Origin of the sequence: Shewanella sp. NKUCC06_TVS (assembly GCF_019345515.1) — a bacterium.
Lineage (GTDB): Bacteria > Pseudomonadota > Gammaproteobacteria > Enterobacterales > Shewanellaceae > Shewanella > Shewanella oncorhynchi.
In genome coordinates this window covers 471,245-487,211 of sequence record NZ_JAHKQX010000001.1, presented here as the reverse complement: position 1 = coordinate 487,211, position 15,967 = coordinate 471,245, and the positions used below count along the sequence as shown (strand labels likewise).

Annotated in this window: 12 protein-coding genes; 7 read left to right on the top strand and 5 right to left on the bottom strand. The window is 45.0% G+C overall.

Annotation, left to right across the window (positions count from 1 at the left end; genetic code table 11):
• Positions 1 to 115 precede the first annotated feature (115 nt).
• Both KO531_RS01955 and KO531_RS01950 read left to right on the top strand, forming a co-directional pair.
• Positions 116 to 610: a peptidylprolyl isomerase gene (locus KO531_RS01955; protein ID WP_198572192.1), complete on the top strand. Its 495-nt coding sequence runs from the start codon at positions 116 to 118 to the stop codon at positions 608 to 610.
• A gap of 8 nt (positions 611 to 618) precedes the next feature.
• A complete protein-coding gene (locus tag KO531_RS01950) occupies positions 619 to 1,344 on the top strand; it encodes a UDP-2,3-diacylglucosamine diphosphatase (RefSeq protein ID WP_219250253.1) in 726 nt (241 codons plus the stop codon).
• Between the two features lie 166 nt (positions 1,345 to 1,510).
• Here the strand turns inward: KO531_RS01950 and KO531_RS01945 are convergent, their stop codons facing one another.
• Entirely contained in the window at positions 1,511 to 2,281 is a 771-nt protein-coding gene (locus KO531_RS01945; RefSeq protein WP_219250252.1) for a tRNA isopentenyl-2-thiomethyl-A-37 hydroxylase MiaE, read from the bottom strand.
• A gap of 289 nt (positions 2,282 to 2,570) precedes the next feature.
• Here KO531_RS01945 and KO531_RS01940 point away from each other — a divergent pair, with 289 nt between their 5' ends.
• Positions 2,571 to 3,167, top strand: coding sequence for a Yip1 family protein (locus tag KO531_RS01940; RefSeq protein WP_105252940.1), 597 nt, complete (start codon positions 2,571 to 2,573; stop codon positions 3,165 to 3,167).
• Positions 3,168 to 3,346: 179 nt separating this feature from the next.
• On the opposite strand, the gene glnS is transcribed toward KO531_RS01940, so the two are convergent.
• From glnS to KO531_RS01925, 3 genes are all read right to left on the bottom strand, one after another.
• Positions 3,347 to 5,017 (bottom strand): glutamine--tRNA ligase, encoded by a 1,671-nt coding sequence (gene glnS, locus KO531_RS01935; protein ID WP_219250251.1) that lies wholly within the window; start codon positions 5,015 to 5,017, stop codon positions 3,347 to 3,349.
• Positions 5,018 to 5,232: 215 nt separating this feature from the next.
• Positions 5,233 to 7,527 carry a Fe(2+) transporter permease subunit FeoB gene (feoB, locus tag KO531_RS01930; protein WP_219250250.1) on the bottom strand — a complete coding sequence of 765 codons (2,295 nt, stop codon included), beginning with the start codon at positions 7,525 to 7,527 and terminating at the stop codon, positions 5,233 to 5,235.
• Entirely contained in the window at positions 7,520 to 7,759 is a 240-nt protein-coding gene (locus KO531_RS01925; protein WP_028760477.1) for a FeoA family protein, read from the bottom strand. Before KO531_RS01925 ends, feoB begins: the two co-directional genes overlap by 8 nt.
• A 440-nt stretch (positions 7,760 to 8,199) precedes the next feature.
• Between KO531_RS01925 and KO531_RS01920 the strand changes: the two genes are divergently transcribed.
• From KO531_RS01920 to KO531_RS01905, 4 genes are all read left to right on the top strand, one after another.
• Positions 8,200 to 9,159 (top strand): DmsE family decaheme c-type cytochrome, encoded by a 960-nt coding sequence (locus tag KO531_RS01920; RefSeq protein WP_219250249.1) that lies wholly within the window; start codon positions 8,200 to 8,202, stop codon positions 9,157 to 9,159.
• 13 nt (positions 9,160 to 9,172) lie between these two features.
• Positions 9,173 to 11,323: an MtrB/PioB family decaheme-associated outer membrane protein gene (locus KO531_RS01915; protein ID WP_219250248.1), complete on the top strand. Its 2,151-nt coding sequence runs from the start codon at positions 9,173 to 9,175 to the stop codon at positions 11,321 to 11,323.
• A 35-nt stretch (positions 11,324 to 11,358) separates the two neighbouring features.
• The gene (locus KO531_RS01910) at positions 11,359 to 13,275 is read left to right on the top strand and encodes an OmcA/MtrC family decaheme c-type cytochrome (RefSeq protein ID WP_219250247.1); all 1,917 of its coding nucleotides are present in this window, start codon (positions 11,359 to 11,361) and stop codon (positions 13,273 to 13,275) included.
• A 248-nt stretch (positions 13,276 to 13,523) separates the two neighbouring features.
• On the top strand, positions 13,524 to 15,716 hold the full coding sequence (locus KO531_RS01905; protein WP_219250246.1) for an OmcA/MtrC family decaheme c-type cytochrome: 2,193 nt from the start codon (positions 13,524 to 13,526) through the stop codon (positions 15,714 to 15,716).
• Positions 15,717 to 15,758: 42 nt separating this feature from the next.
• On the opposite strand, the gene KO531_RS01900 is transcribed toward KO531_RS01905, so the two are convergent.
• A complete protein-coding gene (locus KO531_RS01900) occupies positions 15,759 to 15,920 on the bottom strand; it encodes a hypothetical protein (RefSeq protein WP_219250245.1) in 162 nt (53 codons plus the stop codon).
• Positions 15,921 to 15,967: the final 47 nt, after the last annotated feature.

Below are 15,967 nucleotides of genomic sequence, written 5' to 3'. Positions count from 1 at the left end.
AGGTGTAAAATCAAGGAGTCAGTCTATCACGGCCTGACAGGTTTTGAATACTGCACTTTGCGCGCAATCCGAGATAAGTTAGAATCGCGCCACTATTTACACTGAGTATGAAAACATGATCACATTACACACTAATTTGGGCGACATTAAACTGCAACTGAACGCTGAAAAAGCACCGTTAACAGTAGCAAACTTCATGAAATATGTTGACGAAGGTTTCTTCGACGGCACTATCTTCCACCGTGTGATTGACGGTTTCATGATCCAAGGTGGTGGCTTCAACGAAGACATGAGCCAAAAGCGTTGTAACGAGCCAGTGAAGAACGAAGCCAATAACGGTTTATCAAACCGTACTGGTACTGTCGCTATGGCGCGTACTTCAGATCCACATTCAGCTACTGCGCAGTTCTTCATTAACGTGAACGACAACACTTTCCTCGATTTTAAATCAGAAACCTCACAGGGCTGGGGCTACTGCGTATTCGGCGAAATCGTTGAAGGCATGGACATTATCGAAAAAATTAAAGCTGTTAGCACTGGTAACCGTGGTATGCATCAAGATGTGCCATTAGAAGCCATTGTTATTGAAAAAGTCAGCGTCGCGGCATAATACGTCGAATGCGAACTCTATTTATAGGCGATCTGCACCTGAGTGCAGATCGCCTTGATATCACCCAAGCGTTCACTCGCTTTCTCGACACTGAACTCGATGATGCCGACGCCCTTTATATCCTAGGCGATTTGTTTGAAGTCTGGGTTGGTGATGATATTGCCTTACCTTTTGCCCTCGACATCGCCGAAAAACTCAAGCAAGTATCACAAAAGTTGCCCGTGTATTTTATCCATGGCAACCGTGACTTCATGCTAGGCAAACAATTTGCGCGCGCCGCAGGCATGCAAATTTTACCCGAAGTCACTCGCCTCAATTTATACGGTGTCGACACTGTAATTTTGCACGGCGACAGCTTATGTACTTTAGATAAGGCCTACCAACGCTTTCGAAAACTGCGCTGTTTATCGCTGTCTCGTTGGCTGTATGGTTGTTTATCCAAGAAAACCCGTCAGGGCATTGCTGATAAAATTCGCAGCAAGAGCAAGAACAGCAATAAGCAAAAAAGCTACACTATCATGGATGTAGAGCCCAATGCGGTCGATGTGTTATTTGCCAAGACACACACTAAGCATATGATCCACGGTCATACCCACAGACCGGCCATTCATCAACTTGCTAATGGCTGTAAGCGTATAGTGGTTGGCGATTGGTATGAACAAGGCAGTGTGCTCAGTGTGAGCGCTGAAGGGATTAATTTACAGTCCTTACCCTTTGACCAGATGATGACCTAAAGGCATTGGCTTAAGTAGGCCTCATTTAGCGATACTTAAGCTTAAATGGCTTAAATTTTTAGCTTTAATAGCTTGAAAATACTGCGATTAACGGTTTTTCGAACCGTTAATCGTTTCTACTATATGGACTTAACTCTACTCGTTTGGGGAAGCAAAGCCGTTCAAATTAATTTAATAGAGGCGACCCACTGTGGAAACGAAACTCATCATCCTGCGCCAAAATCAACTCCGCTTCTAACTCGCCAAAGTACTTCACTCGCTCGCTAATATCCTCAGGTGAAACCAACTGAGCTAACGCAAGATAATCTTGATAATGTCGAGCTTCAGAACGCAGCAGTGACACATAAAACTTACTCAACTCACCATCTAAATAAGGCGCGAGTTTAGCGAAGCGCTCGCACGAGCGAGCCTCAATATATGCCCCTACAATCAACTTATCCCGCAAAATATCTTTCTCATGGGTTGTCACATGACTCATCATGCCCTTGGCATAACGCCCCGCGCGAATATTGCGGTAATCAATACTGCGCTTGTGCATTAAATCCAATACTTGTTCAAAATGATGAAACTCTTCTTTAATCAAGCGGATTAAAGGTGAAACTAAATTCGCAGCAAACTTAAAGTTGGGCTTAGGTATAAGGTCAGTTACCAACTCATTCTTTTTCACATCACGGGCTAAAAAACTTCCCACATCATGTTCTTGCGAATAAATAAACTCTTCATAGGGTTTCGCCCACGCCAACAGGGTTCGACCACTATCTTTATCTAACGCATATTTTCGTAGCAAAAAAATCGCTGTCTGAGCGGCTTTTAACTCACAGTTACAATGGTCGATCAGCAACTCATCCAAGGAATCTGATTTTATCGCAACATCAATCCAAGTTTGCGGTGTTTCACAGTGAAGAAATGCGTGGATGGGGGCAAGAAGTTGCAGCATGGACTCACTCAATATCATTCTGAATATCGCGCTATTTTACGCATATTTACTCATAAGCTATAGCATTAGGCTTAAGTAAACTTGACGCGCTGAACTTTTTGTTCAATAAATAATCTACACTCTAAAGAACTGAGATCCTGATCACACAGCCTCTCACTTCTCTATGTGTAACCAATCGATGGATAAAGAGACTGGACACCATTTTAACCTCGATTGTAGAGCTGTTATCAGCTCGTCTGACGTTTGGCGAGCCATTCATCAATGCTGAACAAGGATAAGGATAATTATAATGATACTGAATCACTTAATGGGGCTATACACTCATCCAAAACAAGAGTGGCAAACAATTGAAAAAAACCATGAGGCACTGAAAAGTAGCTTAAGTCATGTAGTTCTTATCGCCTTAATTCCGGCGGTGTGCAGCTATATTGCTACGGCTTACATTGGCTGGAATCCTGGCGCAGGCGATCCAATTTACCTTACACCACAAAGTGCCCTGTTTATGTCCGCAGGCATGTATTTAGGCCTAATCGCAGGCGTATTCGCCCTTGCCTATTTAGCCTATTGGATGGCAAAAACCTTCGATGCTAACCCAACTTACACCCAAGCATTAGAGCTCGCATCCTACACTGCAACCCCGTTGTTTATGGTCGGTTTAGCCGCATTATATCCAGTGCTATGGTTTATCATGATAGTAGGGTTGATTGGTTTAGCCTACTCAGTGTATTTACTGTACGCGGGGGTGCCTATCATTATGAATATCCCTGAAGAGAAAGGTTTTATCTACGCCAGCTCTATGGTGACAGCAGGCTTAGTACTCTTGGTGGGGCTAATGGCAACTAGTGTCATTTTATGGAGCTTAGGCTTTGGTCCTATGTACCAATAACCACTTTAATTCATCACAAATTTAATCAACAGCAACTCAAGCTCTGCGTCGCAATTGATTTGTAGCAGAAAATAAAAAAGAAGGCCGCAAAGGCCTTCTTTTTTGAGTTGAATTAACGCTCTGAGCGAGTTAGCAGATCTGTTTTACTCATTCAGTCAAACAGATCCACTTAAGCAAAATCATTCGAAAGAATCACGCAGCGCTACAGTTAAGTTAAACACTAAATTATCCGCTGACGAATCTTTGCTGTCAGCACAGAAATAGCCTTCACGCTCAAACTGATAGGCTTGTTCCGCAGGTGCATTCACTAGGCTTGCTTCTGCAAAACCTTGTACAACGATCAATGATTCAGGGTTCAACACTTCATCCACAGTCTCTGCCGCAGCAGGATTAGGATCGGTAAATAAACGCTGATAGAGACGGAATTCAGCAGGCTTGGCAGTAGATGCCTCAACCCAATGGATCACGCCTTTGACTTTACGGCCATCTGCAGGGTTTTTACCTAAAGTTTCAGGATCATAAGTACAGTAAACCGTCGTGATATTACCTTCGCTGTCTTTGTCACAACGTTCAGCTTTAATCACATAGGCATTACGTAAACGCACTTCTTTGCCTGTAACTAAGCGTTTGTATTGTTTGTTGGCTTCTTCTTTAAAGTCAGCCACATCGATCAATATTTCTCGGCCAAAGGCTAATTCACGCGTCCCCATGCTCTCATCATTTGGATGAGCGGCCGCTTGAATGTACTCAAGTTCACCTTCAGCATAGTTTTCAATGATGACTTTCAATGGACGCAATACGGCCATCGCACGCGGTGCATGTTCGTTCAATTCTTCACGAATACACGCATCTAACATGCCGACTTCAATCATATTCTCTTGCTTAGTCACGCCGATACGTTGACAGAACTCGCGAATTGACGCCGGTGTATAACCACGGCGACGTAAGCCTGCAATCGTTGGCATACGTGGGTCATCCCAACCTGACACGAGTTTACGGGTCACAAGGTCGTTCAGCTTACGTTTAGACATCAAGGTATATTCGAGATTTAAGCGAGAAAACTCGTATTGACGAGTACGATTCGGCGCTTGAAAATCGTTCAAATTATCCAACACCCAATCGTATAAACGACGGTTGTCTTGGAACTCTAATGTACATAAAGAGTGGGTAATATGTTCTAACGCATCAGAAATACAGTGCGTGAAGTCGTACATTGGGTAAATGCACCACTTGTCACCTGTTTGATGATGATGGGCAAAACGAATACGGTAGATGATAGGATCGCGCATGCACATGAATGGCGATGCCATATCAATTTTGGCACGCAGCGCACACTCACCTTCTTTAAAACCACCGTCGCGCATCTTAGCGAATAAGGCGAGGTTCTCTTCGACTGATGTGTCGCGGAAAGGACTGTTTTTACCTGGCTCTTTTAACGTGCCACGGTATTCGCGGGTTTCATCAGCATTTAAGAAACACACATAAGCCAAACCTTTATTGATCAGTTCAACCGCATATTGATGTAACTGATCAAAATAGTTTGATGAATAGCGCACGTCGCCATCCCACTGGAATCCAAGCCAACGCACATCCGCCTGAATAGAATTTACATAATCAATGTCTTCTTTTTCAGGATTAGTATCGTCAAAACGTAAATTACACAGACCGTTATAGTCTCGCGCTATCCCAAAATTTAAGCAGATAGATTTAGCATGACCAATATGAAGATAGCCATTCGGTTCCGGCGGGAAACGAGTCTGTACACTCGTGTGCTTACCGCTTTGTAAATCTTCATCTATGATATTACGAATAAAGTTACTCGGACGTACTTCAGTGTCCACATGACTCATGGAATTCCTCTTTGCGAACAATGGCAATTTTAAGAAAACCAGCATGATCCTACAGATCACTACTAGTTACAATGCCTAGTGCTAAAAACTATGGTTTTTGACCGGCTGGGTTATAGCCGCGATAGTAAAGCAATAAAAGCAGCCATGAAAGCTGCTTTTATCTTTGACCTAACTAAGCTGACATTTATTACTCAGTCATGCTGACTCAGTAAATCTTACTCGGTAATGATGCGGATCCCAGGAATAATCTGCTGGCTTCTTCTGCCCTTACGTTTCAGCCATTGATAAAAGACCACTAACGCAAAGAGGAAGAAACCGATCCACAGACTCGATTGCACAGGATGCTGCGTAAAAGTTGCCGCTTGATAGACTACCGTCGCTGAGCCATAGGCCAGAGAGAAAGTCCACGTTGCTGCAAATGTCGCCCAACGGGAACCAAACTCATGCACTAAAGCGCCCATCGCCGCAACACAAGGGGTATACAGCAAGATAAACAGCAAGTAAGAGAACGCCGCAATTTTACCACTGAAACCAGCTTGCAGAGCACCGAAGGTCGATGTCGCGACGCCTTGCTCTTCTGCTATCGCTTCTTTATTAGTCAAATCACCAACCGACAACTTCAGCGGATCTTCCAGATCGATTCCGAACAAGTTTGCAGGAATCGTCGCTAGAGCCGCATTAAAGCTTTCGCTCAATGGTGCAAGCTCTTCATCTGTCGGTGCCGCGCTGCTGTATAGACTGTTTAAGGTACCAACAACCGCTTCTTTAGCGAAAATACCCGTGATAATACCGACGGTTGCAGGCCAGTTATCCTGCTCTATGCCCATAGGCGAGAAGATAGGCGTGATTTTTTGGCTCGCGACACTCAGCAAAGATGCTTGGCTGTCTTCATGGCCAAATGTGCCATCAACACCAATAGCATTAATGAAGTTCAATAAGGTCACGACCAACACAATCGTTTTACCAGCGCCTAAAATAAAACTCTTAGTGCGTTTACCTGTACGAACCATAACAGCTTTCAGCTTAGGTAGTTCATAACTTGGTAGCTCCATCACCACTGCACTACTGCTGCCGGGTAATAAAGTGCTTCTGAGTAATAAACCCGTACCGATAGCGGCAAAGATACCAATAATATACAGCAAGAAGACTAAATTCTGACCTGAATCAGGGAAGAAAGCCGCCGCAAATAGTGCATAAACAGGAAGACGTGCACCACAGGACATAAATGGCGCCATCATCCCTGTCACAATACGCTCACGCTCACTGCCTAAGGTTCGCGTCGCCATAATTGCAGGCACTGAACAACCAAAACCGACAATCATAGGAACGAATGCTTTACCAGGCAGGCCAATACGACGCATTAAACCGTCAACCACAAATGCAGCACGTGCCATGTAGCCAGAACTTTCGAGGATCGACAAACCGAGGAAAAGCGCCGCTATAACAGGAATAAAGGTTGATACGGTTTGAATGCCTTGGCCGACACCTCCCGCTAAGATAGTGACCAACCAAGCCGGAGAGCCCATGCTCGTCAAGAATGAACCGAAGTGATCGACAAACAATGCGCCAGCAAAAACATCAAAGAAATCAATAAAAGCACTGCCAATATTAATGCTGAACATAAACATCAAATACATCACAAACAAGAACACAGGAATGCCAAGCACAGGATGTAAGACGAGTTTATCTAATTTGTCACTGAGGGTGAGGAACCCTGACTCTTTCACTGAACCTTGAAAAACTTGTTCAACGAAATTAAAGCGCGTGGTCGCCACCATCACTTCAATATCATGGCCTTGCTGAGCGATAATCTGAGTACAGGAATTCACTTCATCCTGCAGTTCAGCATTTTTACAGCTACCACAACCCGAACCATTACCTAGCATAGCCAAAGCGCGGCCGCGACTTAATTGGGCATCTTTGCTGCAGAGTAACTGCACGCCCGCTTCAATTTGTTCATCATAATGAAGCACTAATGGGGCTTCTGAGACTCGGCCTTGAAGTAAATCGAGTACCTGTGCCTGCACTTTAGCGACATCGGCAGGATCTCGCGAACACACGCCAATCACAGGGCAACCCAGCTCTTGGCTCATTTTCTTTAAATCGACTTTAATCCCACGTTTGACAGCCGAATCAATTTTATTCAGCACCACTACCATAGGGATAGCGAGTTCACGTAATTGGGCTGTGAGATATAAGTGACGTTCGATATTAGTGGCATCGACTAAATTGATAATGCCATCGACACGTTGCTCAGCAAGATATTGCTGCGCAATTTGCTCATCAAGTGAACAATCGCAACTATTGCCCGCAGGGAGAAGGTCGTAAATACCCGGTAAGTCTGTCAGATAGACGTCAGCACCGTTTAAGGTGAAATGACCAGTCTTTTTTTCGACCGTAACACCAGACCAGTTACCCACTTGTTGATTTGCGCCTGTTAGCGCGTTAAAGAGTGTAGATTTACCCGCGTTAGGGTTTCCTACTGTGACGCAATGAAACTGCTTAGCCATTCGTCTTTTCCACCTCAATGATGTCTGCCAAATCTCTGCGCATACAAAGTTTACTACCACGAATATCCAGTTCGAGACCAGAGCCCATAGGTGCGTATCGGATCAATAAAAAACGCGTATTTGGCGTGATCCCCATGGACAACAACTTGCGCTTCACGGTTTGTGGCAGCGCCAAACGCCCCACTTCAGAAATAAGACCGCGATCGCCGGGACTGAGTTCGCTTAACTTCATTACGTATTCCACCTTGCAACAGGTTCAGCTCGAAAAACTGCGCCCATTGTAACCGAGCGATGACACTAATAACTTTACCTAGATCAAGATTTTTGATTGGTAACGATAATAGTTTTCAATTGTGTTGGGTATTATGTGATAAAAATTCCAATGAATAAACGACCAACCGAAAATAAAAATCCGCACCTTAGCATTAGTGACTATCAAGCGATGCACAGAAGTCAAAACGCTGTAAACAAATCCCACCCGAAGCAAGTGTGATCAAAATCACACTTAATCTATATCGCCTGTAAAATCATCCCTCTTTACAGTGAAAAGACCACGCAATGTTAAGCACGTGTCACACACTTGTTCTAATATTAACCAGGCTCAATAAGCTAAATTAGCAATGTCGAAAGCGTAAAAATAACAAATATAAATGCACTCGGGAAAACATAACCATGGAAATAGGGCTAAAGTTCAGAAGCATAGCTAAGGCTATGCTATGTATTTTGTTATCAATCGCGAGCGTTTCGGCCTCTGCGATCCCTTGGGATGACAAAAAACCAGAAGAAGTTGTTGCGACATTAGACAAAAAATTCGCCGAAGGTAAGTATTCCGCTAAAGGCGCTGATACTTGCCTGATGTGCCACAAAAAAAGTGCCGTGGTGATGGCGATATTTGAGGGGGTTCATGGCAACCCCAATGTGAAAGATTCACCCATGGCCGATTTGCAGTGCGAAGCCTGCCACGGCCCGTTAGGGAATCATAATAAAGGTGGCAAAGAGCCGATGATCACCTTTGGCGCAAACTCCCCTGTTCCCGCGCAAAAGCAAAACAGTGTCTGTATGAGTTGCCACAATGACAGTCAACGTACCGCATGGAAAGGCAATCACCACGATAACGCCGATGTCGCCTGTAGCAGCTGCCATCAAGTGCATACCGCAAAAGATCCTATCAGCGATAAAGCCAATGAAGTCACCATTTGTACCCAGTGCCATACCCAACAAAAAGCCGATATGCACAAGCGCTCGGCGCATCCATTACAGTGGCAACAAATGGTGTGCAGTGACTGCCATAATCCCCACGGCAGTTTAAACGATTCAAGCTTGAAGCAAATGAGTGTTAATGAAAATTGCTATAGCTGTCATGCCGAAAAACGCGGCCCTAAACTGTGGGAACATGCCCCCGTCACCGACAACTGCGCTAATTGCCATAATCCCCACGGCAGCGTGAACGAAGCCATGCTGATCAGCAAACCGCCACAACTGTGTCAGCAGTGCCACGCTTCGGATGGCCATAGCAGTAATGCCTATTTTGGCAATCAAACCAATGCCTTCACTTCTGGTAATTCCTGTATGAATTGTCACGGACAAGTGCATGGCTCTAACCATCCTTCTGGCAAATTACTGCAGAGATAACAAGGGAATGATCATGCGAACAGCTAAAATGTCTCACCCTAGCGCTTATTTCTCCCTCACTTTGCTGGCTTGGGCGATAAGCGGTGTTTTGACTCAAGCACACGCCGAAGGTTATGAGCTGCAAGAAGCGAATCGAAGTAGCATAAAGACAGAGGCATGGAGCTGTAAGCAATGCCAACCTACGACAGGTCATATTGGCAATATCAGTGCCAGCCTCGCTTACAACGATAGTGAGGACAGCCGTTTCGGTAACCGCACAGGGACAGATAATGATGGTCTCGTTGGCGCCGTCGGTGCGGATATGGTGTACAAAACACCGTCGGGTTATCAAACCGAGCTGGTCGCGGATAAGTTAGGTTTTGATGCGGGCTCAGCCATGCTCACAACCGGAAAGCCGGGAAACTATCAAATCAACTTGGGTTATAGAGGCTTAGCAAACTATAACCATAATCAACTCAAAAACCCCTATATCTCAGTGCAAGATAAAATGTTATTGCCCGATAACTGGATAACAGGCGGCACAACGCAATCTATGCCTATGTTACAGAGCAGCCTTGTTAGCCAAGATTTAAGTATTCAACGTGATCGCTTTAGTATCGGTGGTTACTACGCTGGCAGAATATCACCTGAAGGCGACAATAACAGTCACTACAAAGCCTCGCTAAACTATCAGCACGAAGACCGCAGTGGCGCAAAAAAGACCAGTGCCAATATACTCACCAATAGCGTTATGCTAGCCCAACCGATTGATGACAGTACTGATGAAGTCGATGCGAGAGTTTATTTTAACGGTTCAGGCTGGCAAGCTGGCATCAATAGCCAAATCAGCCAATATAAAAATGATCACCAAGCCATGCTGTGGCAATCAGCCTACACACCCACCTTTGGCGCAGCATACTTAGGCCAGAATGAGGTCGACCCCGACAATAAAGCCTACAAAGTTGCCGCAGAAGCCTCAGGGGGGGCAAATGGTCAAAATGTATTGATGCACGCAGGCTTTAGCCGCATGACCCAAGATGACACCTTTATTCCTGCCACCATCAATGGCCCATCGCCCGTCCTGCCTGCGGATACCTTAAATGGCCAAGTTGATATTGTAGAGATGGACCTTAAATATTCAGGACGGATCAGCCAAGATTTAAGCATGCAGGCAAGTTACAACTATCAAGACAGAGATAACAAAACGGCTCAATTAGACTTTCCGCAGATCATCACCGACAGTATTAATCAAGGCACAGCCCAAAATAGCCTTTATGATAAGCGCACCAAAAAACTCGAACTTAAAGGCAAATACCGTTTTACCTCAGCGGCTTATGCCGAAGCGGGCTATAGCCGTAACGAAAACGATTACACTGAACTCGACCGCCAATCCATCGATGAATCCGGCGTGTTTGCTAAACTAAGTTATCGCTATTCACCCACATGGTCAGCTTGGTTGAAAGGAGAAGCACTAGAGCGAGATGGCAGTGAATATCATCCCGTCGCAACCACTCAAAGTTCAAGTAATCCTTGGCTACGTAAATCCTACCTTGCCGACAGAAAAAGACAAAAAGTCACCTTACACACTGATTATCAAACTGATATCGGCCTCTCGCTGGGCGCCAGCTTGCACAGTGTCGATGACGATTATCACCACACCCAAGTGGGTCTTACTCAAGTGTCCTACCTAGGTTATGACGTATCGGCCCAATATGCGCTGAGTGACGATCTTCATTTCAGTGCCTTTGTTAGCCAAGATTGGCGCGATTCAGACCAAGCGGGCAGTAATTCCTTCTCGACACCCGACTGGTACAGCACTGCCGAGGAAAAATCGACCTTGATTGGTGCAGGGCTAAGTTATCAAAACCTGTTCGATCATCACCTCGATATTGGTTTGGATTACAGCTATTCCGACGGACAGAGTGATACAGAAGTGACCTACGGCATCACCAGTCCCTATGGCGATTTTTACGCCCGCAAACACAATCTTAATGCCTATGCCAAATATAAGTTTGCCGACAGTATGTCGCTGCGCGTCGATTGGTTATTCGAAAAATATCAAGATGCTAACTGGCAAAACCAAGGCACAAGCTGGGACACGATTCCCAACGTACTCAGTTTTGGTGATATGGGCCACGACTACAACGCTCACTATTTAGGCTTGACCTTAAGCTACCAAATGTAACTTAGGCACTGACAGCGCATTCCAAGGATAGAAATATGAACAAGTTTGCAAAAATTCGCACTCAATTCAGTCTTATACTGGCCTTAGTCTCGCTATTAAGCGCCTGTGGCGGTGATAACGGCCAAGATGGTAAACCCGGTGAGCCTGCGAAACCGCCTGCATTAACGATAACTAGCCTTAACATCATGGTCGATAAAGTCGCGATGACAGATGGCATTGCTCAAGTGGATTTTCAAGTAAGCAATCAAGATGATGAAGCCGTGATTGGTATCCCATCGGCGACATTTATTGCTGCGCAGCTTCTCCCCCAAGGTTATACAGGCGCGGGGAATAGCAGTGAATGGCAGCACTTTACCGCTGAAACCTGCGCGGCAACTTGCCCTGGCAGTCTCACAGATCATAAAAACGGTCACTACAGTTACATCTTCAGCACCGCATTTAATGGCATGAATGGAGTGACGTTTATGCCCGAAGCGACCCAAAGAATGGTGGTCAAAATTGGCGGCGATAAACTTGCCGATAACACGCCCTTACCTATAACCAATCAGCATTATGACTGGCAATCTTCAGGTAGTAATGTCGCTTACACCCGCAACTTAGTCACAATAGAGACCTGTAATAGTTGCCACAGTAATCTAGCTTTCCATGGCAGTAGATATGATCAAATCGAAACCTGCGTCACCTGCCATAACAGCAAAAAAGTCAGTAACCCTGATATTTTCCCACAAATGATCCACAGCAAACATTTAACCGGCTTCCCGCAACCCATTAGTGACTGCCAAACCTGTCACGTCGATAAGGCTGAGTTAACCGAACAGCAAAACTGGCGCAGAGTCCCGACCATGCAAGCCTGTGGTGCATGTCATACACAGATCAATTTCCCCGCAGGCGAAGGACACCCAGTGCAAACAGATAACAGTAACTGCGTGGCGTGTCATAATGCCGACTGGACCGCAAGTGTACACAGTGATGAAGCTAAAAACGCGGCATTGATGCAATTTAGCCCAAGTATCACCAGCGCCAGTATGGATGCCAATGGCACGGTCACTGTTGCGGTTAAACTAATGAATCCAGCCACAGGAACTGTATATAGCGAAAGTGCCGATAAGCTAAAATTTATCAATGATTTAAGGGTATATGCCAACTGGGGAACCAGTTTTGATTATGCGACCCGTTCAGCTCGCTCGATTAAACTGCCGGAATCCACACCCATAACAGGCTCTAATGGCATTTATACCTATACGATAGCGGGCCTTACCGTGCCAGCAGGCACTGAAACGGATCATGGCGGACTTGCGATTCAAGGCAGAGTCTGTGCCAAAGATAAAGTACTGGTTGATTGCACGACTGAACTGGCGGAAGTGTTAGTGATTAAATCCAGCCACAGTTATTTTGATATGGCAGCATTGAGCAATGAAGGTCGCCGTAGCGTTGTGAGTAATGCAAGCTGCGGTAATTGCCATGGTGATCAAAAACTGAATATTCACGGCTCACGTAACGATCTCGATGGTCAATGCCAGCTATGCCATAACGCCAATATGCTGGCCGATGCGACGGCAGCCAATCCTTCAATCACGTCATTTGACTTTAAGCAGCTGATCCACGGTATTCACACCAGTCAATTCACGGGGTTTGAAAGCCTAAACTACCCAGGAAAAATCGGTAACTGTGCCCAATGCCATGTTAACGATACTGCGGGAATTTCTACCGTCGCCCTCCCCTTAAATTCAGCAGTACAACCCCTTGCCCTCGATAACGGCAATTTTACCAGCCCAATTGCCGCTGTGTGTAGCAATTGCCATTCAGATACCAGCACTCATAACCACATGGCTCAGCAAGGTGCTGTTTTTGCAGGTACAAAATCCGATGCAACCGCAGGAACTGAAACCTGTGCTTTCTGTCATGGACAGGGCGGAGTCGCAGACGTGTTGAAAGTGCATCCAATAAACTAACCCTATGATGCTGGCCTAAAAAGGCCAGCAACTGCAGATATAAAAGGAACTCATACGATGCAGCCATCTACTCCTAAAGAAATAGTCAGATCTCAGTCACATTACCCGCCTAAAGTGACTGATAAATACCAGTGACTTAGTTAGCCTTACAGATGGAAAACTAATTCCACACATCTTATGCGGGTAATGAGATTTATTCTTATTTGCCAAGCGTTTGATGATGATTACAACTATTGCAGGGAAATATCATGATGAAACGGTTCAATTTCAATACCGCAACAAAAGCGATGTTGGGTGCCGGTTTACTCTCTCTACTACTCGCCGGTTGCGGTGGTAGTGACGGTAAAGATGGTGAAGACGGAAAACCTGGCGTTGTCGGTGTTAATATCGATTCAACTCCTACACTGAAAGCAAGTTTCACTAACGCCACAGTCGATGCAGGTAAAGTGACTGTTAATTTCACATTAGAAAATGCGAATGGTGTGGCTGTACTTGGCTTGAATAAAGATCACGACATTCGCTTTGGTATTGCGCAACTTAGCCACGTAACAGTAGCAACAGAAGATCCAGCAAAACCCGCTGACCGCGGTTACCAATGGCAAGCCTATATCAATACGAAAAAAGAACCTGGCACAGTGCCTTCTGGCGTGGATAACCTCAATCCATCCGCTCAATATCAAGCCAACGTTGAAGCTGCAGCCAAGTGTGATACATGTTTAGTCGATCATGGTGATGGCAACTACAGTTATACCTATCAAGCCAATATCACCAATGTCACTGAGCCCTTAGCCATTACTTACAGCGCTGAAGCGACTCAACGTGCAACCTTAGAGCTTGAGTTACCACAACTTTCAGCAAACGCACATTTTGACTGGCAACCTTCAACAGGTAAAACAGAAGGAATCCAAACACGTAACGTTGTTTCAATAACAGCCTGTTACACCTGTCACCAACCAGAAAGTTTAGAGTTACACGGCGGCCGCAGAGTTGATATTGAGAACTGTGCATCTTGCCATACGGCAACATCTGGTGACCCTGAATCTGGCAATAGCATTGAATTTACTTACATGATTCATGCTATCCATAAAGGTGGCGAACGTCATACCTATGATGAAACTGGAGCGGAAGTTCCTGCACCATATAAAATTGTGGGTTATGGCGGTAAAGTCATTGACTATGGCAAGGTTGGTTTCCCATTAAAACCTGCCGCGGATTGTGCAGCCTGTCACGTAGAAGGAGCGAACGCGCCAGCTAATGCCGATCTATTTAAAGCTGATTTAAGTAATCAAGCCTGTATTGGTTGTCACACTGAAAAACCATCTGCTCACCACAGCAGCAATGACTGTGTTGCCTGTCATAATGCAACTCAACCCTATGGTGGAACAGGCAGTGCGGCTAAACGTCATGGCGATGTGCTGAAAGCTTACTCTGACACTAAAACTATGGGTATTAAGTTCAGCAATGTAGGTGTCAACACCACAGGAAAAATCACTTTCGATGTTCAAGTTATTGATAAAGATGGCAATGCGATTGACAAAGCCTTCGTGAACCAGGGCTCGCGTGTTGTAGTAGCATGGGATTCTAATAAAGACTTCCCGAGTTCTGCTACGGCTTCTTACAGTAACCGTCGCATTGCTCTAAGTGAAGGAACCTATAACGAAGCCAGTAAAACCTACTCATTGACTGGCACTAAGTTCAATTTACCCGCAGATGCAAATGGTAAAACATTCGAACTATGGTCAACATTGGAAGTATGTTTCAACAATGGTGGCTATGGCGTTGCGGATGTTGTGATGACAGATTGTGCGACAGCTAACACACACAAAGTCCCAGTCAAAGAAGCTCCTTATCACTTCGTTTGGAAAGATAATGCGGTGGATAGCACAGCTAAAGCAGCTACTCGTCGTGATATTATTGACCCAACAAAATGTCAAGGTTGTCACAATCAAGAAATTCACCACTATGACAATGGTGTAAACTGCCAAACTTGTCATACATCAGACAAAACCCTTAAAGCCGATTCAAGCTATCCTGGTGGCAAAATCCCAACTAGCTTTGCTTGGAAAGCTCACGAACGTGAAGGCCATTATCTAAAATATGCAGGCGTACAATCGGGCACTGTGCTTAAAACCGATTGTGCTACATGTCATTCTGTAGATAAATCAAACGTCATTACAGGTATTACCTTAGGCCGTGCACCTGAACGCACATGGCGTTTTGGTGACATCAACAATAACGGTACCGATATTTGGGTCTCTTCTGATGCAGGCGCATGTTTAAGCTGTCACCAGAAATATCTCTCTGATGCCGCTAAATCTCATATTGAGGCTAACGGTGGTATCTTAAACGGTACTAGCGCTGCCGATGTGCAAACTCGTGCATCTGAAAGCTGTGCAACTTGTCATACACCAGCTCAATTGAGTGAAGTCCACGGTAACTAAACAGAGATAACGCTCTCATTCAGAGCAATGTTTTTATCGTTATTAAAGAGAGAGGTTGTTACCTCTCTCTTTATATTCTACCCTTTCAAAACCCTGCTGTTTTTTTGTTCTAAAATCATTTTTACCTCTCGCTTTAAATACCTCTTTAGAAATAGAAAGATCCAAGTCACACATTAGCAAAGGCCTTGGAGATTTTAAGGTCATGTTAGGTTAGCCTTTCCTTGGGGAATTCTATTTCCAGCATCCACTTA